Genomic DNA, 26,898 nt, shown 5'->3' on the forward strand with positions numbered 1-26,898 from the left:
ACATACTATTCGCGGGCCTCCGGCCGCTCAGTACTGCAAAATCGCCCTGCTGTTACAGACCCGCCGGAGGCCTGCGAATAGCTATACACGAAGGTCTACCTTCGCGCAATCGCATTAAAGTACCCTCCTCCCTTTCCTCCCCTTCCTCCCTTTCCCCTGTCCACTTCACCCCCGAATCCGTCCACTTCGGCCCGAAACCAATTCCTCACCGCGGCGTCCCACCCTACTTTTGAACAAAAACAAACCGCTATGAACGCCCTTAAACACCACAGATATCGCAATGCCGCCGCACTCCTGGCGGGCATTCTTTTCACCAGCTTCGTTGCATTGCAGGTCAACAGCCCAAGCATCGAAAATCCACCGGTAACGTCGGAATTTCATGGACCGGAAGAGGTCACCCGCATTCTGAAACGCTCGTGCTACGATTGTCACTCCAATGAAACCAACCTGCGCTGGTACGACAAAATCGCGCCGTTCTCCTACAAAGTCGCTGCCGATGTAGAGGAAGCCCGCAAACGGTTTAATTTTTCAGAATGGGATAGCATTCCCAAGGCAGAGCAGGAAGGCAAGCTCTGGTACATTGTCAACATGATCGATGCGGGCAAAATGCCCTTACCCGAATATGCCGCCGCACACCCGGATGCGAAGGTGACGCCCGTGGAACTTACGATCCTGAAAAATTATGTAACCGGCATCTCAAAGAAACAACATGCCCTCGGAGATACCGCTGCGATCATCGAAAAACCCAAAGTATCGCAGGTCCCGACATCGGTCAACGGCATCCGCTATTTCGACGACTACAAAAACTGGAAGGTAATCAGCTCTACCGGCCGTCCCGACAACGGCACTTCACGCATCATTTACGGCAACGATATAGCTGTAAAAGCCCTGGTAGAAAACAACATCCTCCCCTGGCCCGATGGAGCGGTGATCGTGAAAGTAGTATGGAACAGCCAGGCGCCCGACGCTGACGGAAACGTAAAAGCCGGAAATTTCAACAACATCCAGATCATGGTCCGCGACGCCAAAAAATTTGCCGAAACCGAAGGCTGGGGCTTCGCCCGGTTCAACGGCCTCGATCTGAAGCCCTACGGCACGACGGCCGCATTTGCAACGAGTTGCATCAACTGCCACCAACTGGCGAAGGGTACCGGGTTTGTATTCGATATTCCGACGAAGCCGGTTGGGGAGTGACCTCCAGAAACCGACCGCCAACCAATGACCATGGAATATACCATGAATTTTGCCGCCACCGCGGCCCCAGAGGGGCCTCCTGTTTGTAGCAAAGCATCGTAACGAACAGCGTCGGGCTCCGGAGGAGCCTCCTGGGGACGGTGCCGGATACACCTCCGGGTTGCAAAACCGGGTGACATACGACACTCCCCACAAACAGGATGCCCCTCTGGGGCAAGTCTGGCACGCATTGAACTTTGATTATTAACAATAACCTTTTGAAATCATGAAAAACACAGTCATCACTTCACTTTTTCTTTCACTTGGCATTTCTATCTCAGCCATGGCTTTTCATGCAAATTCCTCAGATACTGACAAAAATACCGCGGGTAGCAGCTTCGCCGTCGTCGAACTGTTCACCTCCGAAGGCTGTTCCAGCTGCCCACCTGCCGATAAGTTGCTGGCGAAGATTCAGGAGGAGAATGCAGGCAAGCCTGTCTACATCCTCGCTTTTCATGTCGATTACTGGAACCATCAGGGCTGGCGGGACGTATTCAGCGACAAAGACTTCACAAAACGCCAGTACCAATATGCGAGCTGGCTTAACCTCGAAACGGTTTATACACCACAAGCAGTCGTGAATGGGAAGCATGAGCTCATCGGCTCGCAGGAAGAGGCGCTCAAACGTGCGTTGAATATCGAACTGCGCGCGCCTGCACCGGCACAACTGAGTGCGGAAGCCCAAATAGAAGGCAGCAAGTTGAAACTCGCTTATCAGGCAACGAATGCCCGCGGTACCGTTTTACAGGTTGCATTGGTACAAAAAGTGGCACATACAATGGTGAAACGCGGCGAGAACGCGGGCCGGCTGCTGCCACACGTTCAGATCGTCCGGCATGTCCAGGGCTTTGCGGCCGGTGCAAGCGGCAATGTGGCCGTAAACCTTCCCGAGGGCTTCAACCCGAACGGATGGGAGGTGATTACATTCCTTCAAAACACCCAAACGGGTGCGATTGTCGCGGCGGATCGGCCACAAGTGGGTGCTGACAGCCGACCACTGACGGCCCACCGCCGACCTTAGATTCTGCCGCCTTGCGGCCCCGGAGGGGCTTCCTGCTTGTAGCAATCGTCGACGCGACCGATGCCCGGCTCCGTAGGAGCCTCCTTGTACCGTTGCAGGATACCCCTACGGGGTGCAACACGGGGATCCGGGTGTTTTTCTAGAAACAGGATGCCCCTCCGGGGCGGTTCTGGCACCAATTCAAGTCCTTAACAATAACCTTTTGAAATGATGAAAAGCCTCATTCTAACCTTCATTTCCGCCGCATTGGCATTCGCATTCGCAGCCTGCCAGGAGCCACGCAAGCTAGCGCCGAATCCCGAAACAATCTTCGACGACCAGGGGCTGCACGTGATTACCTCCTTCCACAACGACCGTACCCGCACGATTTCGGTGCTGTACGGCAACGACGAAGCCCTCGCACACGCAGGTACCGGGCGTGAGGCACACACGCCGGGCGAGGCGACGCCCGGCGTAGCGACGCTCGGCGTACCGACGCCCGGCGCGGTTTTCAAGCTTGTGACCTGGGACCTGAAACTGAATCCGCTGTGGTTCGGCAGCAATATCAATGGTGGCTTGCAGTCGGTGGAAACGGTTACTGTTTCTGCCGGTGACGCGGGTCCGGCTGTCGACTATACACGGGAGGATTCTGGTCAAAAAAATGGCGGAAATGCCGTTTCTGGCAATGCAGAGCGGATTAGTTTTATATTTGCCCAACAGGCGTCTGTTTTTCCGTAAACCGGTTCACGAACAATCATGCTACAAAAGACATTCAGGGTTTCGGCGGTGATCGTCTGGCTGAGTTCGCTGTCGCTGGGCGTGCTCACCACCGTCCCCAAAATAGCCGAGAAGCATCCCAATGGTTTCGAGGCCATTACGAGCGCGTTGATCACCACCTCGTTCACGCTGTTTGTGTGGTATTTCAATATTTATTCGCTACCCAAATTCACGAAAGAGCATTCGTCCACGGGCTTTTCGTACACGCTGCTGTTCCGGAGCATTGCTATCGGTATGGTGCTTATGTTCCTGATGGTAGGTGCGCAGAAGCTGGCGATCCCTTCGGTGGATTTCGGGCCCGTGGTACTCATGTTCGAAGTAAGGGGCATCATGATCAACCTGATCTTCTATATGCTGCTGCATTTGCTTTACCAGACGCACCGCAACCAGCAGGTAATCCTCGAACTCGAACGCAGCAAGGCCGATAACCTCGGCGCGCAATACGAATTGCTGAAACAGCAGGTCAATCCGCACTTTCTCTTCAACAGCCTCAGCACATTGAAATCGATGGTGGAACTGGAAGATAAAAACAGCGTTGACTTCATACTCAAACTGTCCGATTTCTATCGGTTTACCCTCGAAAACAGAAAACTCGACCTCATCTCGCTGGCGGAGGAGATCGAAATACTCGACGCTTATATGTATTTGCTGAAAGCGCGGTTCGAGGAAGGTATAGAGCTGGAATACCGCATTCCGGAGGACGTTTACAAGACCTGGATACCGCCATTCACGTTGCAACTGCTCGTCGAGAACTGTATCAAACACAATGTCGTTTCGCTCGATTACCCGCTGCATATCGCGATATTTGAAGAGAATGGCCGGCTGATCGTCGAGAACCCTTTGCAATTGAAAAAGAACCCCGAGCATTCGACCGAAGTGGGACTCGACAATATCCATCGACGGTATTTCCACCTGTTGAACCAAAAAGTAGAAATCGAAAACGACCAGGAATATTTCAGGGTCAAACTGCCGCTTATTCATGAAAATCGTAATCATTGAAGACGAAATCAAGACGGCCCGCTCGCTGGCGCAGCTAATCACCACCCTTCGCCCCGAAGCAGAAGTAGTAGCCACGATCCAGAGTGTGGAACGGGCCGTATCCTACCTCACCGAAAAACCCCAGCCCGACCTCATTTTCATGGATATCCAGCTTTCGGACGGGCTTTGTTTCGAAATTTTCGAGTCGGTGAAAGTGGTGCCGCCGGTCATTTTCTGCACGGCTTACGATCATTACGCGATCGAAGCATTCAAGGCCAACGGCATCGATTATCTGCTCAAACCATTTAAAAAAGAACACATTGAAGGAGCCCTCGACAAACTGAGCCAGTTGAAAAGCTATTTTTCCAGTGAAAAACCGCTGGTACCCGAGCTGGAAATACTTTTAAAGAAACTCGGCGAACCCGAAGGCAAAAAGAGCTTCCTCGTTTTCAAGCAAAACAAATACATCACCATTAAAACCGAGACAATCGCATTCTTTTACATTCACAACGAAACCACGTGGCTGCGCACATTCGATAACCAGGATTATACGATTACCCAGCCGCTGGAAGAAGTGCAGGGTATGGTGGCATCGTCGCAGTTTTACCGGCTAAACCGCCAGTATCTTGTCAATTTTGATGCCGTGAAAGAAGTGGAGCATTATTTTTCAAGAAAGCTGTTTATCAAACTGACGATCCCGACACCCGAAAAACTGCTGATAGGAAAGGAAAAAGTAAGCCATTTTCTGAACTGGCTCGAAAACCGCTGAACATTGCATAAAAAAATCCATTGAACATAAATATGAACAATGGATTTTTAACTACATAACTCAATAGCAATAACCGCACTTGGTGCATTTGTTATTGTGTTCGAAATATATCGTTAAGAAGAAGGCGGTGTGATTAAAAATGAATTAAAAATGCGCCTTCCCCAACTAGATCGTGATCGTTTCCCCTATTCCGGGCAAATACAGCGTCAGGCCGGCGTTGCTGAACGCCTCGATCGCCGCTGTCTTATCGACCTTGATAAACCCGAACGTATCGTAATGCACGCCCAGAACCTGCTTCACATCCAGCAGTTTAGCTGCCTCAATGGCGTCTTCGATCCCCATCGTGAGCACATCGCCGATCGGTAATACCGCGAAATCCAGTTTTGCCCATTTGGGAATGAGCGTCATATCGAGCGTCAGGGCGGTATCGCCGCTGTAATAGAAGTTACCGTCCTCGGTCTTGAATGCAAACCCTTCCGCCACACCGGCATAGCTACCGTCCTGGAAGCTGCTCGAATGCACGGCAGACGTCCCCTTCGCCGTTCCGAAATCGAACGCCCATTTACCGCCCGGATTCAGTGGATGTACTTTTTTCACGCCCTGCGCTCCAAAATGCGTGTAGAGCTCCCAGCTGCCCACGACCATCGCATCGTTGTTGTTGGCGATCCGCACCACGTCGTGGGAATGATCGAAATGCCCGTGCGAAACAAAAATATAATCTACCCGGATATCGTCCGGATTAATGCCGCTGGCGAATTCGTTGCCCGAAATAAAAGGGTCGAACAGGATCGTTTTGCCTCCCGCAACCACGGAGAAACAGGAATGGCCATAATAGGTTATTTTCATCGTTTCAGTTTTTGATGTAATAATAATGCCCTCCCGGTAGCCGTCAAAATGATCTGCGGATAAAAGTCAGCGGCGCTCATTACTAGTGCTTAATCGTCCATTCTTGCCTTTTCGGGCACATGTAACCGAAGGTGCTATAAACCAGTAGTTTGTAGCAAAAAAAAATCGGACTACTATTGTTTATACATAAAAGTACTTCTACATTTGAGAGCTTTCCCCAGGGTGGGCAAATTCACTTTAATTCTTTCTTGACTATGAAAACACGTTTTACCCTCGTCTCTTTATTGTTTGTGGTGATGTTGGCAGGCCTGTCGGGCCGTGCGGTTGCGCAGGTGGATACCCAAACCGATAACCATCAGATCTCCGTGGTTGTACCAACAGTAGCTCTACTCGATCTTGAAACTTCCGCAACTAAAAATTTCACGGCCAGTTTTACTAAACCCGCCAATGACGAGGCAGGTGAAAAAATCGTGGCTCCGGCAGCAAATGCCACGATCTGGCTCAATTACACGTCTATCCAGGCAGGAACAACAACCAAAAATGTAAATGTAAAAGCGACCCCGCTGGTGGCAGGCGTAGACATCCACCTCGTGGCAGCGGCTGCGGTGGGCGGTGCCGGCACGAAAGGAACGCCGACAGCCGGCTTCAACCTGCTTACAACCGATCAGGTGCTCGTTTCCGACATTGGAAGCGCATATACTTCTTCTGGGCCAACCAGCGGACACCAGCTCACCTATACTTTCATCGCTGACGACGCCAATTACGCAAACCTGCGCTCGGGGTCTACGACGGTTACCGTGACTTATACACTCGCGGACAATTGAGATCCCGATGAAATGGATTGCCTTACTCAGCATGATGCTACTGATGCCCCAGTATGTACGGGCATCGGTAGTGATCTTGAACGGATTGACGCATCACCACAGCATTCCGACAGCCGCCACGAAGGTTCAAGGGGTCATTAAAGTCAAAAATGACGGTGGTAAAGACTCCCGTATATTGGTATACCGTCAGGACCTCGTATCCCTGTGTAATCAGCAGGCGGCCTACCCGGAAGTGGGCAGCCACAGCAGGTCGCTCGCGGCTGGCCTGAAAACGAATGTCGATGAGCGGGTGATCGCCATGAGCGAGGAGTACGACCTGCGGTACACGATCGAAGCCGATCCGAACCGTCAGCCCGGTACCTACTGGGAGGTGATCATGGTGGAAGTGGCCGATCCCGTGCGCGAGGAAACGCACAAGGGCATTCAGGTCAATTCGAAAGTACGTTATGCCATTCAGGTGATTTTGGACATCGGGCCGGTGGAAGGGCCGCCGCTGTCCTATGAAAACGTTGCCTATGAAAAGGTTTCGGCTGAACAGTCGGTTCTGAAAGTCGTTTTGAAGAACAACGGCGCGTATGGTGCACGTACCAATGTGATCCTCGAAGTTTACGACAGCAACGGTAACAAACTCAAAACTACGCAACCGAATACCCGTATGCTTTATCCGGGCAGTTGCAGCACGTTTGAAATACCCGTTACCGACGTGCCGAAAGGCAAATACGATTGCGTGATCGTCGCCGACACGAAAAAGGACCTGTTCGGCTCGAACATTTCTTTACAGATTGAATAATCCTCCTCCGCTATTGTACCGGCTCAGCGCCATATTGCTTTTAATGACAGGACTGAATGGTTATGGGCAATCGCCCATAACCGTTGGTCTGGCCAACACAACGAGCACGGTCGTGCCGGGTGGACATTTCACGTTGTTTTTTGACGTAAAATCCTCCTCACCCCTACCGGATTCGCTGCGGGAAGAGATCCGGCTGCCTGAAAAATGGCGGCTGCTTTCCCAGCGGCGACCCATAAGAACAGCCGGCGACCTGAGCGCGCGCTACATTTATGTAATAGGCACCCCGGCGGGTTGTCCCTCGGGCGACTACCAGGTGCGCTTCCTAGTGCATACAGGCGACGTGCATACAGGCGACGTGCATACAGGCGACGTGCACACAGGCGACGTGCACACAGGCGACGTGCATACAGGCGACGTGCACACAGGCGACGTGCACACGGGCGGCCAGGAGATCAGCACCCAGGTTCCGCTGGCGATCGGCCAGATCCGCAACATCGAACTATTTGTCGTGACGCAGCCGGAATTTATCCGCGAGGGCGACACGCTCCGGATCAATTACCTGATCCGCAATTCGGGCAACAACCTCGAGAAATTTCTTTTAAAGTCCGACCACGGCAAGATCGACAACATGACCGACAGTCTTGCCCTCGAACCGGGAGCCGGTACCAATGTGACTGTTTCCCAGGTCATCCCGGCCACCGACCATAATGCATGGCAAGCATCGTCGAGCCTCTCCGTAATGATGACAGGCGGCGTGGAGCCGGTGTATTCCGTCACCAGCATACCCGTTTTTTCCTCCAAAATCAGAAAGATCGACCGCTACTTCCGCTTTCCCGTAGAAGTAGGTGGCGCGTACCTGTCGTACAGCTTCGGCGGCAGGCGGGTCGCAGCTTACCAGTACCAGGCCACCGGCAAAGGTTTCCTCGACCAGAAAGAACGTCATTACCTCGATTTCACTGTCCGCGGGCCCAATCAGTTCGTATTCCCGGCAATAGGCACCTACGACCAGTACTCGCTGGATTATGCCTGGCGCAAACGACTGTTCGTATCGGCGGGCGATTACACTTTACAACTCAACAACCTGATGGAATTCGGCCGTTTCGGGCGCGGACTGCGGGTCGAGCAGCAGTTTAAGAAAGTGGCTTATACCGTATTTTACCAGAGGGCCCGGTTTTTCATGAACCAGAAGGAAGCATTGGGAGGCAAGTTTTTATTTAAAATCAATGAGTCTGCCAATATCGGGGCGCATTACGCTTCCAAAAATGTGCTGTTTCACCACCAGCGTTTCTGGTCGCACATGGCGGGCCTCGCAGCCAACGTACACACCAGGGAATTCAATCTCGAAGGCGAGGTGAGTACCGGCCGGGCAATCGGGAAAACCGATTACGGCGCATTTCTGCGGCTTCAATTGGCGAAGAAATGGATCAGCATTACGAGCAACGTTATTTACGCCGGAAAACACTTTTATGGTTTTTACAACAACAGCCGGCTATTCAACAACAATGTCGGCTTCAATATCACCCGTAAACTGATAATCGGTGCCAGCAATAACTTTTCCGACGTTAACCCGGGTCTCGATGCCAACCTGTACAGTGTGTCGCCAAAGGACCGCAGCTATATGGCCTACATTTCCTACCAGCCCGACCAGCGGAACCGCTTTTTCCTCTTCTATTCCAAGGCTGAACGCAAGGACCGGCAGCAACCCGCGGCATTTCATTACTCCGAAAATTTCAGCAATTTTTCCTATAACCTCACATCCGAGAAGTTTACCCTCTTTTATCAAGGCCGGTACGGTTATTCCAGAAACCACCTTGCGCCCGACAACAGCGGACTGAACGAGTCGTTCTCGAACCTCGTACAACCGACCGTACGATTTTTCCCGTGGATTTGGGTCGGCGGGTATTTCGAACATCAGCATACGAGCAAATTTTCGGCCTCGGGCGTGGTTGAGAATTTGTTCTTTTACGGAGGAAATGCCAGAGTCAATGTCAAAAGGAACCTCTATGCAAGCTTTCTTTATCGCAATAATTACGCGCCCGACGAGCTCTACATGAGAAGGACTTTTCTGGACGCCTCGGTCATCCTGGATCTGAAAAGGCACGTTTTCTCATTGTCCGGCGGGCATTCCTACATTCCCAACGCAACCAACACGGGACAGAACACGCTGTTTTTCAACCTCAGATATGCATTACGACTGAATGTACCGCTCGGAAGAAAAAAGAACATCGGTACAGTAAAGGGAAAACTTACAGGTCTCGGTTACCGTAAGCAGGGTAACCTCATCCAGTTGGGGAGCCACAAGTTTATGACCGACAGCACGGGTATGTTCTCCTTCGAAGGCGTGGCCCCCGATCGCTATTACCTCAGCATTACCCAAAACGAATCGGGCAGCGAAGGCGTGGTACCGGTGACGCGGATGCCTATGCTGGTAGATGTGCGGCCCGACAGTCTTAATGTGTTAGAAATTCCGCTGACGCGCACGGGAAGCATCGTCGGCAAGATCGAGTTTTTAAAGGCCAAACAGAACGGCTTGTCGGCGGTACTCGCCGAAAAGCCACCCGTGCTGGTAAAACTGAACGGCGAAAACGGAAGTTACCTCACGGAACTGAATGCCAAAGGCGAGTTCTCGTTCCGCGAGATACGGCCGGGAGCCTGGCAAATATCGGTATTCATTCCCGGCAGCCAGGACCGGTTTGTGGTGGAAGAAAGCAGCCGTGAACTCATAGTAGAAACAGACAAAACGCTCGATCTGACCTTTCGGATCAGGCCGAACGAGAAGCGGATCCATTTCTCGGAAAGAAATTTTGAAGTATCTGTCAAAAAATGAAGTATGTAATGCTCATAGGTTGTGTTTTATCCGGTCTGGCCTCTCATGCACAGACGGTCGCGAACGTGGACGTGAGCCTTACCATGCCGTCGGTAGCCCTGGTGGACATTCTGCCGTCAAGTTCCAACAGCGTTACCCTGCAAATGACCGCACCGACGGAAGCCGGCAACACCATCGGAACAGGCACTTCGAACAACGCCAACTGGCTCATATTTACTTCGGCTGTCACCAACGGGGCATCGCGGAGCATTAAGGGCGATGTGATTGGAACATTGCCGGCAGGCATCCGCCTGCGCCTGGATATATCGGCATACGTCGGCACGGGACTAGGCTTCACGGGTGGCAACAGTTACGTTACGGCCAACAAATACCTGGGCAACACCCCCGTTAGTTTCATCGATAATATTAAAGGTGCCTACACCGGCATTACCTATGGCAGCAGCGGCTTCCAACTGACATATTCACTTGAAATACAGACTTATGCCAATATCCGCAGCGGCACATCCAATGTGACGGTACGTTACACTATGGTCGACAACTGATGAAATACACAATCGCTTTCTGCATTGCAAGCCTGTATGCCTTCGCTTCCTCCGCCCAGACGATTTCGATCAACAGCGGAACAACCTGGTCTATTCCCACGCTGTCGTCGACGATCACAAAGGCTGGTAAAAACTATGAACATGTCGAAACCAGTAGCGCCTCCCAAACCTTGCTGAAAGTGAATGCCCTGATCGGATGGTCGATCAGCGCGCACCTCAGCACGACTTCCAACTGGGACTCCTCACTCAAACTTTACGTGCAGCGGACTGGCAATGGCACAGGTATCGCCATTGTGAGCGGCGGTACCACCTACATGCAGCTTAGCAGCACCCCGCAGGTTTTTTTCACCGGCCTTCTCAACCTCCTCGCTCACCGCGACAACATTCCTATTCAATATAAAATCGAAGGACTGTCGGTCATGTTACCGGTAAAAACCTACACGACGACGGTCACCTATACCATTTCGGGGTTGTAGGGTTTTTCGGACCCGAATGGGTCATTCGCTGAGTCGCTATTCAAACATCTTCTCCTCCCGGATCGCGCGAAACGGCTTTTCAAAAAATGCCATTGTCATGCGGTTAAACTCTGCCGCGTAATGCACCAGTGTCGAATGCCCCGAATTGGGCAGTATCCACAAGTAGGACTTCGGAATGGCCCTTGCGATCTGAACGGTATGCCCGGGCAGGATCACATCATGATCACCGCCGATGATGAGCGACGGGCATTGAACGGCATGTAACTGGTCAAGCGTTATATTCGGCTGAACAGCCATCAGGTGCATGAGCTTCTTTTGGTTACGTTTCACCGGATCAGAGATTTGGGTGGAAAGGTCGGCGTCCCATTCTAAAATCTTTTTATATATCCATGGGTCCAACGCGGTCGAATCCGGCCACAGATTTGCGCCGGTGGCAGCCAGTTTACGGACTTTTTCGGGATGCCGCAATGCCAGCAGTAGGGCATTGATGCCGCCATCGCTCCACCCCACTACATTACAGGAATCGATTTTGAGATGTTCGAGCAATGCATGCAGGTCGTCGGCCATCATTTCATAGGACAAGGAATCCCCCGCATCCTTTGATTTCCCTTGCGCCCGGCTATCGACCAGGATCACTTTATAAGATTTAGCGAATGCGCCGAGCTGATGCCGGAAATCGTGCATCGAACCCCCGTTACCGTGGATAAACAGTACCGGAGAGCCGACGCCGTACACTTCATAATACAACTTCACACCTCGTAAATCGGCGAAATGGCCTGCCTTGGGATTACGCCCCAGCAATGCGGTGTCCGGTTTTACGCGCGAGGGCGCCTGCGCGTAAGCGTGAGCGCATGCCAGCCAGCAGACAAGAATCAGGAGGTTCAGTTTCATTTCAAATCAGTTTTGAGGCTCGTACTTCCCAAATGTACGTTCCAAAAACGACTCTATCCTGGCTTTCTGCCGCAAATGGTGCCTGAAATGCATTTCTGAAAACTGAAACCACTCTTCCGCGCACAAATAGTGCAGACCAGGATGTTTTGCTTTTCCATGAAACAAGCTCTGGGCGATCAGAAGGTCTGTCTCGGCGACAACCGTTTTCAGGCGGACCAGCCGGTCGACCAGGAATTGCTTGCTTCCCGGCTGGCGGACAAAAGCATTGGAAGGCGGCCCTTCCAGCATGGCATCGGGAAACGCATTGTCGCGCAGCATCGCTTTGGCCTCGGACGTGCAGTCCTCCATGGCATGGTCATTCGACGAAAGGCAGATTTTGATTTGGCTGAAATAAAACTCGGCTTCGTCCAGAATATGCACATAAACCTGGCCCAGCGACCAGGCACCCGGCCCGGGTTGGGCCAGCAGTCTGGCAATATCGTAAGGTTCCAGCGATTGAAGCCAGATGTCGATCGTGTGGTGATAGTCCTTAACCCTCATGTTTTAAGATGTGCTGATGATCTTACAAACCTAATACGATTGCCGGTGAAAATGCGCGGGGTTTAACGACAATCAGCGGTGGTATTTGCGCCAAATTTGATGCGCTGGGCAGGGACGCAGCCTGACGGCTCATTGAAGGCTGCCCGCAGCAAATTCGCGGGGTGTCATATGGTACAGGTCACGGAAGCATTTGGCAAAATAGGAAAGGTTATCAAAACCCACCGCGTAGGCAGCTTCCGACACCTGAACACCATCCGAAAGTAATGTCGCCGCTTTCTTCAACCGGTAATTACGGATCAGTTCCACCGCCGAAAGGTCCGTCAGCGTTTTGAGTTTCCGGTTCAGGCTGCTGTTGCTCATGCCGATCTCGCGGATCAGTTCGGTCACCCCAAAATCGGGATCGTCGAGGCGGGCATCGAGGATATCATACAGTCTGCCCAGAAACGGATCTGTGACCATTTCCTCCTCCGCCGACAGGCTGGTAGGCGTCGCGAACACCGTCCGCAGGCGTTCATACAGGCGCGCCTGCCTGTCGAGCAGGTTACGTATGCGCAGGCGCAGCTCGGGCAGGTGAAAAGGTTTGGTAATGTAATCGTCCGCACCGAGTTCCAGCCCCTCCACCCTGCTTTCCAGGGCCGATTTGGCCGTCAGCAATACCACCGGAATATGGCTTGTTTCCAGATTGGATTTAATGTGTTTACAAAAAGTATAACCATCCATACCTGGCATCATCACATCGCTGATAATCAGATCCGGCATCACTTCGCCAGCCATTGCGAGTCCTTCCCCCCCATTTGGCGCATGGTAAAACCGGTAATTTTCCGCCAGGCTGTCGGAAACAAACTCAGCCAGACCCGCATTGTCTTCCACTAGCAGGATTTTCGGTAAATCCGTTGCATTGTGAGGGATATGGCCGTTTCCATTGATCTCCGGGGCTACACGCTCTTTTGCATTCCGCTCCTCAGCCCGGCGATAAGGTAAAGTCACGGTGAAAACGGTATCGAAGCCTTCCGCATCGCTTTTGACCGAAACAGTGCCGCCCTGCAAACCTACCAGCTCCTTCACAATGGCCAGCCCGATGCCCGTACCCTCATGGTAGCCACCCGGCCCGTCGGCCTGATAGAACCGGTCGAAAATGCGGCTAAGCTGAGCGTCCGGAATCCTGATGCCTGTATTCGCGACCGTTATTTCCGTTACTTCCGGACCGGTCGCATTCAGGGTGACGAGTATCCGTCCGTTTTCATTCGCAAACTTTACCGCATTGGAAAGCAGGTTAGTGACAATTCTTTCCAGTTTTTCGTGGTCAAACCAGTAATACAGGTTTTCAAGATGGCTGCCAAACTCCAATGCCACATTTTTAGCTTCCGCCGCCAGCTGAAATGTGCCGGTGAGCGATTCTATAAAACCCACCAGATCGCCCCAGGCCGGTACCACGCGCGTGGTACCGGCTTCGAGCTTGGAAAGATCGAGTAGCTGATTGATCAACCCGAGCAACTGCCGCGCATTCCGGTCGATCAGCGACAGGCGCTTGTTGTCCTTTTGCTCCCGCGGCTCTTCCAGCATTTGTCCCGCAGGCCCGAGGATCAACGTCAGCGGCGTCCTGAATTCATGGGTAATGTTAGAGAAAAACCGGGTTTTCATTTCATCCAGTTCCCGTAACTGATCTGCTTCCCGCGCTTTCAGGTCTATTTCTTTTTGTTTGAAAAGAATAGACTGCTGCATTCTGACACGATTTACGTAAGCACGCAACAAACCATAAACCACTCCCAGAAATGCCAAAAAATAAATGAAGTAGGCCCACCAGGTCTGCCACCAGGGCGGACTGACGCGAATATGCAGTTCGCGGATCTCCGGACTCCAAACTCCAAGCGTGTTGGACGCATTCAGCCGGAGGACGTAATGCCCCGGCCGGAGGTCGGTGTACTTGGTCACAGGCGTTTCCGTTTCGATCCATCGATCGTCCACACCTTTCAGCTGATACCGGTAGCGGATCTTGTCGCTCCGGTTGTATTGCATCGCCGCAAACTCGATCGTAAGAAAGTTCTGCCAGTGGGCCAGGTCGAGCCCCCGCATCGCAGCAACCGGCGCTTCGCCAGCAGACGGACGCGGTTCCAAGGGCGCATTGTTGATGAAAATGCCTGTAATGTACACCGGCGGCCGGTACTGGTCTTCATTCGGTTGTTTTGAATCAAAAGCGGTTATTCCTTCCATTCCGCCCAGAAAAATGCGGCCATCCGGTAAAGCGAGCGCGTGGAAACGGTTGAATTCGTCGGCCATCAGCCCATCCTCGCGCGTGTAGGTATGTGTATGCAGGGTGTTCCTGTTCACCTGGCATAATCCCTGGTTGGTGGCGACCCATACATTGCCCTGGCGGTCGGGGATTGCGGCGTACACGACATTATTAGGCAGGCCATTTTGTTTGGTAAGCCGCTGGCAATGCCCGGTTCGCTTGTCGAAACGGCAAAGACCGCCGCCGAATGTGCCGATCCAGAGCAAGTTGTCGTCAAGAGGATCGGCGAAGAGGCAATACAAATTGTCGCTACTGAGCGAACCGGCCCCTTGTCCGTACCGCCTGATCGCGCCCGAGGTTTTATCGACGCGGTACAGCCCCCGCGCCGTCGTCGCGACCCAGAGATATTGCCTGTCAGCCACGATTTGGTAGATACCCGATTCGATTCCCGGGTGGTCTGGCCTCGATCGGATATCGCGCGGGAAATGCGTCCAAACACCATTTTTGTAAGAAAACAAAAGGCTGTCGTGCATGGCCCACATCCGGCCGTCGGGATCTTTCGCCAGGCTGATCGCCAGCTCCGACCGCTTGATATCCATGATTTTCACGGGAAACGGAATGCTTTTCAACGCGTGCGTGCTCAGATCCAGCTCATACAACGGCGTCCGTCCGGCACTGAACCACATTTTCTGCGGGCTATCGAATGCGTAACGAAAATTGTAGGAAAACAGACCGGTGGGCAGTTTAGCCATTTCAGCCTGGGGCACTTTCAAAAATTCACGCAGGAGATCGGAAATGAAATCGGAGGAATAAGCTTTTGTATTGAAATAGCTTGCCCTGAGATTGTACTTCCGGATTCCCTGCCCGTTGGTACCCGCCCAAAGCAGATCCGAGCGGTCTACATAGAGGCTCTTGAATTCATCTACATCGTCCTGAACGGGAAATTCAGCAAGGCTATCGTCCTTGCCAAGCCTGTACAGGTAGTTCACCCGAAAAAAGTAGACATTCCCCTTGCTATCGGTCACGATCGGATGCCTGTACTGGGCCCGGGTATCCAGAACGAGCTCCCGTGTTTGCCCGATGCCGGTACCGGGGTCGAGCAGCACCATCCCGGTATTGAAGAGTAACAGGAGGCGGCCGTCGGTCAACTCGCTCAATGCATTAATTTTCTGATCAATAGCATCTGTAAGCGTGGTTGAATGGTATTTTACAAAACGATCCGTGCCCTGTTTCTGCAAAAAAAGCCCCTTGTTCGTAACCGCCCAGATATTACCGGCTTTGTCCTCCTTCACAAACCGTACGTGGGCGTGCGCAATGGCGCTGGTATCGCCATCGGTGGCGTAATAGCGACTGATTTTTTGGGTATTTAAGTGAACGCAGGCAAGTCCTTCGCCGTCCGACGTCAGCCAGAGCCGCTGCTGCCGATCGGCATACATATCCCTCAGATAGCGTTTCCCGAACTGTTTCTGGTAAAATGCCTGGCGGGAAAAATTAATGAAAGTCTCCCGTACGGGGTCAAAAAGATCGATCTGGCCCTGGTCGGTGGTGATCCAGATTTTTCCGTCGGCGGTGGTCTGTAAATTTTCAAGGCCTAAGGACGAAAGCGATATTTCCTGCGTGTCGGACGGTTGGAATACCCTGAAACTCCGGCCATCGTAGCGGCACAGTCCGTCGCGGGTGGCGAGCCACATAAAGCCTCGTTTGTCCTGAACAATGCCGGGAACAAAGCCTTGCGGAAGTCCCTGCTTGGCCGTGATACTTTCGGGAACCGGCAGGCCGGCAGGCTGCGCCGACAAGCCTGCCGGAAGGCACCAGGCGGCAGCCAGCCAATACCGTAAAAAGACGAAAACCGTACGGAGCATGTAGAATTTCTTCAAATGGCGTGCTTTGAGGCTAATTTACGACAAAACAGCCTTGTATGACGAAAAATGAACAGTTTCTGATTAAAATTTGACAATCCCCGGGCATGCGCACCGCCCATATTGCGGCTCAAAAAATGATCACTCATCAATTCCGGACCGCGCTATGAATGCACAACTACTACGACCCCTTTTCACACTGTTTTGCGCACTGCTGGTTGCCACCGTCGCCCATTCGGCGGTGATCTACAACCACACCTTTCCTAACAGCAATTTCAATTCCCCGACGTCCATCAACGCCAACCTCACGAGCGCCTGGACGGGGATTGGTGACCAGCCCTACTCGTACAGCTACAATGGAAACAACGCCATGGCCCTCGTTGCACATAACCACGTGTACGTGCTTACGCTGACGATCAAGGAAGGCTACCAGGTGGAACTAACCAGCATTACGTTCTCCCGGTTCTCGTCGGACAATGCGACGTTCCAGATCCAGGTCGACGGCGTCAATTACGGGAACTCGTTTTCGTCGAGTTCGGATATGCTTCCTGTTACCCGTACCAAAACCGTTTCCAAACTGCGGAACGGCATGCAGATCAGGATCGCCGTGACCAATAGCACGACGCCCTATCAAAACTATTCGGCTATCGACAATTTCACGCTCAATGGGTCCGTGACAAGTTACGACCCTGCGGCCGAGGCCACGCCCGATGGCAACGGGATATTGTATGTCGACCGCAACGTTAACACGCCCGGCGATGGCAGCAGCTGGGATAAGGCGCTTAAACGTATGTATTATGCTACCCAGGCAGCCGCAATGAACCCGGCTATCAAGCAGGTGTGGGTGACGAATGGCGAGTACCAGACAGAAGCAGCCAACACGCCTTTTTCACTAACCGACGGTGTGGCCTATTACGGTGGTTTCGAGGGGTATGAAAGTGATTTGCGCGAGAGAACGCTCACGGGTCAGGCTGTGCTCATGGGCCAGGGAGGTGCCGTTATAACCGCGTCAGGCGCCGGAGCGTCCACACGCCTCGACGGATTTTCGATTACGGGTGGTACCGGGCATTCCGTCGGCGACGAGCGGCGCGGCGGCGCTTTGCACGCGACCAACTCCTCGCTGGTGATCGCCAACTGCACATTCGGCGAGAATGCCACTGATCCTGCGGCAACCGAAGGAAAAGGAGGGGCGATTTACCTGCTCAATTCAAATGCATTTATCCTACAATGCCTTTTCGCCGGCAACTCGGCCAAAGGTACTGCTGGTGGCAAAGGCGGTGCGATCTTTCTCGACAATTCATCCCCGACGATCCGGAACTGTACTTTCTCGACCAACGAAGTGGGCGGCAACGCCGGAGCGGACAACGGAGGCGCATTGTATGCAGTGGCGGGCTCGTCGCCCGTTATCGAAAACAGCATTATCTGGAACAACACCGACCCCGCTTCTCCCGGCACTGTCAGCAGCATCAGCGGAGGGGGAACGCCGGTCGTATCCTACTCGCTCGTTCAGGGCGGGTTTGCCGGAGGTGCCAACATCCTCGACACCGACCCGCAGTTCACCGATCCTGCACAGTACAATTTCGTGCAACGCAAAGGCAGCCCGGCGACCAATGCGGGTAACCCGGCAACCGATCTTTCAGCTTTTGCAAAAAATGTGGACGATACGCCGCTTGGCCTGGATGGTAACCGGCGGCTCACCAGCCAGGCTATCGATCTGGGACCTTATGAAGTGACGCCGAGCGCGATCTGGTACGTAAGCGCGACCAGCTCGATGCCCGACCCTGCCGGCGATAGCTGGGCCAATGCATTTCCCAATCTGCGTGACGCACTGAATGTCGCATCCGAAGGAGACCAGGTGTGGGTGGCGCGCGGAGAATACGAAAACAACGGCGGCCAACTGGAGTTTATCCACGGGGTAAAAATGTACGGCAGCTTTGCCGGCACGGAAACCGCGCTCGACCAGCGCCCGATGCCCATTGCCCACGGCGATCCCGCGACCGCTACCGTGCTGACCTCATCCGTTGGTCCGTTTATCAACAACTCATACAACAACCTCACGCGGGACGATGTTTTCGATGGTTTTACCATCACAGAGGTTTTCGGAAACGACGGCGGGGCCATGCATAACGCCGGTGTGGCACTGACCATTTCCAATTGCGCGTTCCTGAATAACTCTGCTTCTGACGGCGGCGCTATCTATAATGACAATGCATCGTTGCTGATTACCAATACCGTGTTTCAGGGCAATTACGCGAGTTTCGGCAGTGGGGGCGCGATCATGAACAAGGACGGTTCAATTGCTTCACTGATTAATTGCCTGATCGCCGATAACTCGGCCAGCGATTTTGCCGGAGCCGTTTTTAATAACGACGCCAACCTGACCCTAATAAACTGTACGGTTGCGGGCAACACGCAGGCGTATCCCGGTACCATCACCGGATATAATGGTAATGTAACCGTCCGCAACAGCATTATCTATGGCAACGACAGCGGCATTACCAGCGAGGAAAGCACCATTTTGGCCACATACAGCCTGATAGAGGGCATGAACGCCAGCGATGAAGACCATAACCTCGCTGGTACCACCAACCCGCAGTTCGCCGGCGAAACCGACTGGACGCTCCTTCCCTGCTCCCCGGCCATTAACCGCGGCACCGACGAGCCCCTGCCGGACTTTCTGATGCCGCCTACCGACCTGGCAAACAATCCGAGGATTTTCAATACACAGACTGACATGGGCGCGTATGAACTGCAGGCAGTACCTGGCCCGGGCACATTACCTGCAAGCGGCGAGCAGGCTACCCTGCCCGTGTACGCAGGTGCGACCGCCATTACCAGTGATTGCAAAACCTTCGGACTCATCGAACCCACAGGCACACCGGGCTCGCTGGGCAACGTGACGGTGAAAACTTTTCTGGCGGCGGGCAATACCGTATCCGAGGGGCAAAAAGTGTTTGTAAAAAGACATTACGACATCACCCCTTCCGGAACCGACGGCCCCGCCAAAGTGACCTTGTTTTTCTCCAAACAGGATTTCGATGCCTACAATCAGGCCTACGGCAACGCTAACAATGCCTCGCTTCCGGCAAACCTGAAAGTGGTACAATACCATGGCACCAGTCCGTACGGCTTCCCGGGCACTTACTCCGGCCCTACACAGCTGATCTCAAATGTGACGGTGACCGAAAGCGAAGACCACACCATGTACCTTGTTTCATTCCAGGTAAGCGGGTTCAGCGGGTTCTTTATTTCGGGACAATCCGAGGCCGCATTACCGGTTACGCTCGTGTCCTTTCAGGCCCAAAAGCGCGAAAATAAAGCGTACCTGCAATGGCAGACCAGCTCGGAAATCAACGCCGCCTCATTCGAAATCGAGCGCAGCGGCGATGGCAAAAACTGGCAGTACCTGGGCCAGGTAGCTTCGAAAGGCAGCGAAGCGACCCACACCGACTATTCCTATACCGACGCCCTTCCACAGGCCGGTACCAATATGTACCGGCTTAAAATGATAGATCGGGCCGCGGACGGCATGGACGGCTCCTTCTCGTACAGTCGCATTGCCGTGCTGGAGTTTGAAGGTGAAACTGTGGCAGTCTATCCCAACCCGGCGACCGGCGTACCGGCGACCGGCGTACCGGCGATTCGCGTGAAAGGCGTAAAACCCGAAAACATCCGGAACGTCAGACTGTTCGATACCGCCGGAAGGCTTGTTCTGCATCCTGTATTGCGGGAAGGTGCTATGGACGTCGGCAGGCTCCCATCAGGCACTTACGCCGTTGAAATAGAAATGAAAGATGGGAACCGGTATAGCCTGAAACTCGGGGTTTCGCAGTAGTACAAAAGCTAATACTCAACGTTGATAGCGGGGCAAGCAGGATTGATTTCACACAAATGTTTCAGATATTCGCCGGTTACTTACACGGTACCGGTTATCCGAGCCGGCTGTGTCAATCGATCTACGCTTGTCCCTTTTTCATTGCTATGTCCGCAAATCCCTGGCTGGCCGCCGTCAAACGCATTCTTGCCCTTTCGCAAACGGGCCTTGCTTTCCAGCCCGGAGAATATGACCGCGAGCGTTACGAAGAAATCCGCCAGATCAGCCTGGGCTTGCTGGCCGATATGAGTAATGCGCCTATTGAGCAGATTATCCACCTCCTGCCGTATGAAGTCGGTTATGTTACACCGAAAGTCGATATCCGCGCCGTGATTTTCCGGGGCACCGACGAGATCCTGATGGTGCAGGAAAAAATCGATCACGATCGCTGGACTTTGCCCGGCGGCTGGGCGGACGTAGGTTATACCCCATTTGAAGTAGCTGTAAAAGAAACATTGGAGGAAACCGGCCTGGAAGCGGAAGCCGTTCGTTTGCTCGCAGTTTTTGACAAACGCAAACACGACCACCCGGAAGAGCTCTGGTATGTTTACAAATTCTTCATCCTGTGCCGGGTCACCGGCGGCGAAATACTCGACCAGACCAATGAAACCTCCGGCGTCGAATGGATAAAGTTCGATGCATTGCCCACCCTGGACTTGTCGGTGAACCGGGTTGCCTATTCGCAGATCAGCCTGCTGCTGCCATTCGCTGCCGATCCGGGTTTACCGGTTTTATGTGACTGACAGAGCCTGAAACATTTCCTGAAAATTTTGGAGCAAATTCAAAAACAGCCTCTTTTTAAATTAATATAAAAACCTTTAAACCAGCTAGTTATTTAGAAAAACATCAAATGTGAAATTTAAAAACATTTGGTACGGATTCTAAAACAGATTGCCCGGAGAGCCGGTAGCTTCGTCAGAAATTAATTCAACAATCATGACAAGCAAAAAGGTAATCTTCTGGGCATTCACAGTAGCGCTGGGCGGTTTTTTATTCGGTTTTGATACGGCGGTCATTTCGGGCGCCGAGAAATCGATCCAGCAATTGTGGGGCCTCACCACGGTACAGCACGGGTTTACAGTTTCCATCGCATTGATCGGCACGGTCCTCGGGTCGCTCACCGGCGCCATCCCCTCCGAGCGTTACGGGCGCAAGTACACCCTTTTCGCGATTGCTGTCCTTTACCTGCTTTCATCGATCGGCTCGGCGCTCGCTTCCGACTGGATTTCGTTCCTCATCTTCCGCTTCCTGGGCGGCATCGGCGTCGGCATTTCGTCGGTCACCGCCCCGTTATATATTTCTGAAATTTCACCCGCCAACTCCCGCGGCCGCCTCGTGGCTATGTTCCAGTTCAATGTCGTGCTGGGGATACTCATCGCCTACCTATCCAACTTCCTGCTCGTGGGCATGGGCGAAAACGACTGGCGGTGGATGCTGGGCGTGCAGGCATTCCCCTCACTGATTTTCCTCGTAGCGATCCTTTTCGTACCTGAAAGCCCCCGCTGGCTCATCGTGAAGCGAGGCAAAGTGGAGGAAGCGCGGCATATATTGTCCGTTGCCAATGGCGGAATCGACGTGAGCGGCATTGTTTCCGACATTCAGAACTCAGCCGACGCGGGTAAGCAAAGCGGAAACAGCCTGTCCATTTTTTCATCCCAATACAAACTACCCCTGGCGCTGGCGTTGCTTTTTGCTTTTTTCAACCAGGTTTCGGGCATTAACGCGATCATTTACTACGCGCCCCGTATTTTCGAAATGGCCGGGCTGGGCAAAAGTTCTGCCCTGTTGTCGTCGGCTGGCGTCGGGTTGGTCAATTTCTGCTTTACATTCATCGCAATCAACCTGATCGACCGTTTCGGCCGTCGCACGCTGATGTTCATCGGGTCTTTCGGACTTATCGCCACTTTGGGGCTGGTAGCGCAGGCATTTTACAGCGGCAACCTGGGCGGTTACGCGGTACCGGTGTATTTGTTCATCTACATTGCATTCTTCGCATTGTCGCAGGGCGCTGTGATCTGGGTTTTTATTTCCGAGATTTTCCCTAACCAGGTACGGGCTGCGGGGCAGTCGATGGGCAGCTTCATGCACTGGCTGCTTGCGGCGGTGATCGCCTTCACATTCCCCTATATCGCCGAAACGCTCGGCGGCGGCAACACTTTCATGATCTTCTGCGGGATGATGGTACTCCAACTGATTTTTGTCTGGAAGCTCATGCCCGAAACCAAAGGCACTTCCCTTGAACAGATTGAAAAAACATTGATTCTCCACTAAAATCTCCACTTTAACCGATCGAATATGACACCGAAACTGACTGTTTTTGGAGAAGTACTCTGGGACGTTCTGCCTGATGTGCGCCTCGCCGGAGGGGCCACAATGAACGTCGCCGCACACCTGCAGCGCTACGGCATGGACGTTTCGTTCATCAGCCGCGTAGGCCACGACGAGCTGGGCGCCGAACTGCTTGCATTCATGACGCAGCAGGGGCTCGATACGCAATGGGTGCAAACGGGCGAAACGCATTTGACCGGCATTGCCAAAGCCAACGTATCGGACAGCAACGAGGTTACCTACAAAATCCTGCACCCGGTGGCATGGGATTACATTCAGTTCGACGCCGCTGCCGCACAGCAGGTAGCAGACAGCGATTTCTTCGTGTACGGCACGCTCGCCGCACGCGACCATACCACGCGTGACACGCTCCTGCGCTATCTCGCACGGCCAGGCTCCGGGCATACATGTATACCCGTATTTGACGTGAACCTGCGCCCGCCGCATTACACCCGCGAACAGGTGCTGGAACTCCTGAGTTTCGCCGGCATCGTGAAAATGAACGAACACGAAATCCGCGAGGTGACGGGCTGGCTCACGCCGTTCGAAAACGAAAAACAGGCTATGGCATTCCTCATCGATCACTTCAAACTGGATATGTTCGTGCTTACCTGCGGCGCCGAAGGCGCCAGGGTGCTTACCGGCAGTGGCGAATACCATCAGCATCCCGGATTTACCGTGGAAGTAGCCGACACCATCGGCAGCGGCGACGCATTCCTGGGCGCATTCCTGTACCAAACAGCCACCGGGCATCCACTTTCCGAATCACTGGAATTTGCCTGCGCCGCCGGTGCATTCGTGGCCGGGAAAGCGGGCGCACTGCCCGCATTCGGCGAAACCGATATCCTGGACTTCATTCACACACAGCAGCCGTCGCTGCCGCAGTACCCCGTTACCCACTGATTTTCAACTTACCCTATTTAATCTCAAACCGTATGCGAAGAATTTTACTGCTGGTGGCCCTCGCGGTCGCCTGCGTGGTGCACCTGCCCGCCCACGCGCAAAACAGGGCGCAAATCAAGGGCGTCGTCAAGAGTACCGACGGCGAGCCGCTTCCCGGTGTGAATGTCCTCGAAAAAGGGACTTCAAATGGTGCCGTTACCGACGTTTCAGGGGCTTACAGCATTTCTCCCGCAGCTGGCGCGACATTGGTGTTCTCCTATATTGGCATGCAAACCAAAGAAGTAGCGACCGGTAACCAGACGACGATTAACGTAACCCTCGACTACGACCAGAAAAGCCTCAATGAAGTGGTAGTGGTCGGTTATACTTCTTCCAAAAAAGAAGACCTGACCGGCGCCATTGCCGTAGTGGATATGGCCCCCTTGAAAAACATCAGTTCCGGTAACCCGATGCAGGCTTTGCAGGGACGCGTACCGGGCTTATACATCGAAAAAACGGGCTCCCCGAACGGTACCAACTCGCGTATCCTGATCCGCGGGGCCAATACGCTTGGCAATACCGACCCGTTGTACATCATCGACGGCGTGCCTACCAAGCGCCCGGAGGTGTTCCAGGGACTGAACCCGAACTCCATCGAGTCGATTCAGGTGCTGAAAGATGCCTCGGCGTCATCTATTTATGGATCGAGGGCTTCCAATGGGGTGATTATCATTACCACCAAAAACGGTGCGAATACCAATGGAAAGATCAATATCGACTTCAACACCAGCATTTCCGCGCAATCGGAGAAGTATGCCCGGTTTAAAATGCTGAACGCGGTCGACCGGGGTCGGGCATTATGGCAGGCTTCTGTGAACGATAAGGTTAATCCGGAGGACGGTTATGGGGCGCTTTACCAGTTCGACTGGAACAAGGATTTCACCAACCCCGTATTGAATGGTTTAAAAGTACAGCCCCTTGTGGGCGGCAATGCCAATATGCCCGCCGGAGATACCGATTGGCAGAAAGTAATGTACAAAACCGGCATTGTGACCAACAATGAGCTGACGATTTCGGGCGGTAACGGGACATCTTCGCTGCAAATCAACCTGGGTTATTACAAAAATACGGGCATGCTGCGCTATACCGATTACGACAAGATCAGCGGGCGTATCAATGGCCTGACCAGCGCATTCGACGGCAAACTGAAAATCGGCGCGAATATGCAGATCGCTTCCTCAAACGAGACGCTCGCTTCGACCGACATTGGTGGCGCGGCGACGCCCGGACTGGCCGTTACCCTCGCCCCTACTATTCCGGTGTATGCCAAAGACGGCTCCTGGGGCGGCGCGATCGGCTCGGGTTACTCCGACCGCAACAACCCGCTGCATATGCAGGAGATCAACAAATGGGATAATGCGCACCGGCTCACGCTGTTTGGCAATGTGTTTGTGGAAATTCAGCCGTTGAAAAACTTTTTCCTGAAAACCAGCCTCGGCGCGGATAATGCAGCCTTCCGTTTCAAAAACATCGAACAGTCCTTTGAAGAAGGCTCGTTCGGCCGGGCCAACAATAGCCTGACGATCGATCAAAACCGCTACTTGAGCATTACCTGGTCCAACACGGCACGTTATAACCTCGACCTCGGCAACAGCCATTTCAAGTTCCTGGCCGGTATCGAAGCCATCAAGAACGACGCTGATTTTGAAATAGCCCGTAAAGAAGGCTTTGCCGTGCAAACCAAGGAGTATTTTGTACTCAATGCGGGAACCGGCAATACCAATGTGACTGGCAGCGGCTCAGGCAGCAGACTGCTTTCGCAGTTCGCCCGGATCGACTACGGTTTTTCCGACCGTTACCTGGCGGCGATCACCATCCGCCGCGACGGTTCTTCCCGCTTTGGTTTGGAGAATGCGTACGGTATTTTCCCCGCGGCATCGGTTGGCTGGCGCATTGACAAGGAGCAGTTTTTCAAGGGTGTAACTAAAATAAGCAATCTGAAACTGCGGGCCGGGGTCGGCAGGGTTGGAAACCAGGAGATCGGTGACCTCGCCCGCTTTGGATTGTACGACACGCGTTACGGTGCGCGGCAATCGCAGTTCCCGAATGGTCATAATGGCTTTTTCGACCAGTTTTATAACATCGGTACGGCCTATGACCTCAACGGTGCCAACACGGGTAACCTGCCATCCGGCTTCGTGTCGATCCAGGGTGCTAACCCGAATTTGAAATGGGAAACGACCGATGAAGCAAACGTCGGGCTCGACTTCGGGCTTTTCGATGGCATGATCCAGGGCTCGTTCGACTACTTTACCCGCAAAACGAGCGACATCCTGATCACCCCGCCGGTAGCTTCCGCGGTGGGCGAAGGACAGCTGCGCGTGCTCAATGGGGCTGCCAAGTCCAACCGGGGATTCGAGTTTTCGGCAGGTTACTATGCCCGTCCGAAAGGCGATTTCACTTACAATGTGATGGCAGGCGTGAGCCGCTTCCGTGACAAGATCACCGAGCTGCCCGAAGAAGTGCGTGCAGCTTATCCCGGCAATGCTATCCAGACGATCCTGGGGCATTCGCAGTTCGATTTGTTCGGTTATAAGACCAACGGCCTCTTCCAGAACCAGGCCGAAGTGGACGCCGCTCCCGCACAAGTGGGCGCAGGCCCGGGCCGCATCCGCTACGTGGATACCAACGGCGACAACCGTATCGACGACCTCGACCGCGTATTTTTCGGCACTACATTACCCGCATTCGAGTACAATCTGAAAGTGGAGGCATTCTACAAGTCATTCGACTTCTCCATTTTCGGCTCCGGTATCGCAGGCAGGAAGGGTTTCGACATCTATACTTTCTATAACAACTTCATCCGCGGCCGCGAGAATGTAGGCCCCGGGGTTTTCGATGCCTGGTCGCCGACGAATACCGGTTCCAAAATCCCTGCATTGTCGCTTTCGGACGCCAATAACGAGACACGTACTTCGGATTATTTCAATGTAAATACCTCCTATTTCAAACTGCGCAACGTCCAGCTGGGCTACGCGCTGAACCCGGAGCTTGTCCAGAAGATCAAACTGCAACGCGTACGGATGTACGTGATGGCCGAAAACCTGTTCCTGATCAAATCGAAGCAGTTTAGCGGCCCCGACCCTGAGCGGACGGACATTAATGCGATCCCGATCCCGAGGACATTCACATTCGGGTTGAACATTTCTTTCTAATTCCAAAAGCGCATTGT

The 26,898-nt window shown here is 53.3% G+C and carries 19 protein-coding genes; 15 read left to right on the forward strand and 4 right to left on the reverse strand.

Annotated elements, in window-relative coordinates:
• The first annotated feature begins 249 nt into the window (after positions 1-249).
• The 5 genes from AAHB90_RS11740 to AAHB90_RS11760 all read left to right on the forward strand — a co-directional run bounded on the left by AAHB90_RS11740 (position 250) and on the right by AAHB90_RS11760 (position 4,757).
• Positions 250-1,194, forward strand: coding sequence for a heme-binding domain-containing protein (locus AAHB90_RS11740; RefSeq protein WP_342085274.1), 945 nt, complete (start codon positions 250-252; stop codon positions 1,192-1,194).
• Positions 1,195-1,459: 265 nt separating this feature from the next.
• On the forward strand, positions 1,460-2,254 hold the full coding sequence (locus AAHB90_RS11745) for a DUF1223 domain-containing protein (protein ID WP_342085275.1): 795 nt from the start codon (positions 1,460-1,462) through the stop codon (positions 2,252-2,254).
• A 207-nt stretch (positions 2,255-2,461) separates the two neighbouring features.
• Complete coding sequence (locus AAHB90_RS11750) at positions 2,462-2,971, forward strand: hypothetical protein (RefSeq protein ID WP_342085276.1); 510 nt, start codon at positions 2,462-2,464, stop codon at positions 2,969-2,971.
• Positions 2,972-2,989: 18 nt separating this feature from the next.
• On the forward strand, positions 2,990-4,009 hold the full coding sequence (locus AAHB90_RS11755; protein ID WP_342085277.1) for a sensor histidine kinase: 1,020 nt from the start codon (positions 2,990-2,992) through the stop codon (positions 4,007-4,009).
• The gene (locus AAHB90_RS11760) at positions 3,990-4,757 is read left to right on the forward strand and encodes a LytR/AlgR family response regulator transcription factor (protein ID WP_342085278.1); all 768 of its coding nucleotides are present in this window, start codon (positions 3,990-3,992) and stop codon (positions 4,755-4,757) included. Before AAHB90_RS11755 ends, AAHB90_RS11760 begins: the two co-directional genes overlap by 20 nt.
• Before the next feature lie 165 nt (positions 4,758-4,922).
• Here the strand turns inward: AAHB90_RS11760 and AAHB90_RS11765 are convergent, their stop codons facing one another.
• Positions 4,923-5,603 (reverse strand): metal-dependent hydrolase, encoded by a 681-nt coding sequence (locus AAHB90_RS11765; protein WP_342085279.1) that lies wholly within the window; start codon positions 5,601-5,603, stop codon positions 4,923-4,925.
• A 254-nt stretch (positions 5,604-5,857) separates the two neighbouring features.
• Between AAHB90_RS11765 and AAHB90_RS11770 the strand changes: the two genes are divergently transcribed.
• From AAHB90_RS11770 to AAHB90_RS11790, 5 genes are read left to right on the forward strand one after another with little or no spacing between them, the layout of a single operon-like run.
• Positions 5,858-6,427 carry a hypothetical protein gene (locus AAHB90_RS11770; protein WP_342085280.1) on the forward strand — a complete coding sequence of 190 codons (570 nt, stop codon included), beginning with the start codon at positions 5,858-5,860 and terminating at the stop codon, positions 6,425-6,427.
• A 7-nt stretch (positions 6,428-6,434) separates the two neighbouring features.
• Positions 6,435-7,217: a hypothetical protein gene (locus AAHB90_RS11775; protein ID WP_342085281.1), complete on the forward strand. Its 783-nt coding sequence runs from the start codon at positions 6,435-6,437 to the stop codon at positions 7,215-7,217.
• Positions 7,218-7,260: 43 nt separating this feature from the next.
• A complete protein-coding gene (locus tag AAHB90_RS11780; protein WP_342085282.1) occupies positions 7,261-10,044 on the forward strand; it encodes an MSCRAMM family protein in 2,784 nt (927 codons plus the stop codon).
• Complete coding sequence (locus AAHB90_RS11785; protein WP_342085283.1) at positions 10,041-10,586, forward strand: hypothetical protein; 546 nt, start codon at positions 10,041-10,043, stop codon at positions 10,584-10,586. Before AAHB90_RS11780 ends, AAHB90_RS11785 begins: the two co-directional genes overlap by 4 nt.
• Entirely contained in the window at positions 10,586-11,062 is a 477-nt protein-coding gene (locus AAHB90_RS11790; RefSeq protein WP_342085284.1) for a hypothetical protein, read from the forward strand. The genes AAHB90_RS11785 and AAHB90_RS11790 overlap by 1 nt, the downstream gene beginning before the upstream one ends.
• Positions 11,063-11,098: 36 nt before the next feature.
• On the opposite strand, the gene AAHB90_RS11795 is transcribed toward AAHB90_RS11790, so the two are convergent.
• From AAHB90_RS11795 to AAHB90_RS11805, 3 genes are all read right to left on the reverse strand, one after another.
• Positions 11,099-11,953 carry an alpha/beta fold hydrolase gene (locus AAHB90_RS11795; RefSeq protein WP_342085285.1) on the reverse strand — a complete coding sequence of 285 codons (855 nt, stop codon included), beginning with the start codon at positions 11,951-11,953 and terminating at the stop codon, positions 11,099-11,101.
• Between the two features lie 6 nt (positions 11,954-11,959).
• The gene (locus AAHB90_RS11800) at positions 11,960-12,493 is read right to left on the reverse strand and encodes a DinB family protein (protein ID WP_342085286.1); all 534 of its coding nucleotides are present in this window, start codon (positions 12,491-12,493) and stop codon (positions 11,960-11,962) included.
• A gap of 129 nt (positions 12,494-12,622) precedes the next feature.
• On the reverse strand, positions 12,623-16,600 hold the full coding sequence (locus tag AAHB90_RS11805; protein ID WP_342085288.1) for a hybrid sensor histidine kinase/response regulator transcription factor: 3,978 nt from the start codon (positions 16,598-16,600) through the stop codon (positions 12,623-12,625).
• 148 nt (positions 16,601-16,748) lie between these two features.
• On the opposite strand from AAHB90_RS11805, the gene AAHB90_RS11810 reads away from it, so the two are divergent.
• The 5 genes from AAHB90_RS11810 (at position 16,749) to AAHB90_RS11830 (ending at position 26,881) form a co-directional block, all read left to right on the forward strand.
• On the forward strand, positions 16,749-20,417 hold the full coding sequence (locus AAHB90_RS11810) for a choice-of-anchor Q domain-containing protein (RefSeq protein ID WP_342085290.1): 3,669 nt from the start codon (positions 16,749-16,751) through the stop codon (positions 20,415-20,417).
• A 146-nt stretch (positions 20,418-20,563) separates the two neighbouring features.
• Positions 20,564-21,199, forward strand: a complete 636-nt coding sequence (locus AAHB90_RS11815) for an NUDIX hydrolase (RefSeq protein WP_342085291.1) — start codon at positions 20,564-20,566, stop codon at positions 21,197-21,199.
• Positions 21,200-21,392: 193 nt separating this feature from the next.
• Positions 21,393-22,727 (forward strand): sugar porter family MFS transporter, encoded by a 1,335-nt coding sequence (locus AAHB90_RS11820; RefSeq protein ID WP_342085292.1) that lies wholly within the window; start codon positions 21,393-21,395, stop codon positions 22,725-22,727.
• Between the two features lie 24 nt (positions 22,728-22,751).
• Positions 22,752-23,687, forward strand: a complete 936-nt coding sequence (locus AAHB90_RS11825) for a carbohydrate kinase family protein (protein ID WP_342085294.1) — start codon at positions 22,752-22,754, stop codon at positions 23,685-23,687.
• A gap of 32 nt (positions 23,688-23,719) precedes the next feature.
• Positions 23,720-26,881 (forward strand): SusC/RagA family TonB-linked outer membrane protein, encoded by a 3,162-nt coding sequence (locus AAHB90_RS11830; protein WP_342085296.1) that lies wholly within the window; start codon positions 23,720-23,722, stop codon positions 26,879-26,881.
• The last annotated feature ends 17 nt before the right edge of the window (positions 26,882-26,898 follow it).

Origin of the sequence: Dyadobacter sp. OTU695 (assembly GCF_038440355.1) — a bacterium.
Lineage (GTDB): Bacteria > Bacteroidota > Bacteroidia > Cytophagales > Spirosomataceae > Dyadobacter.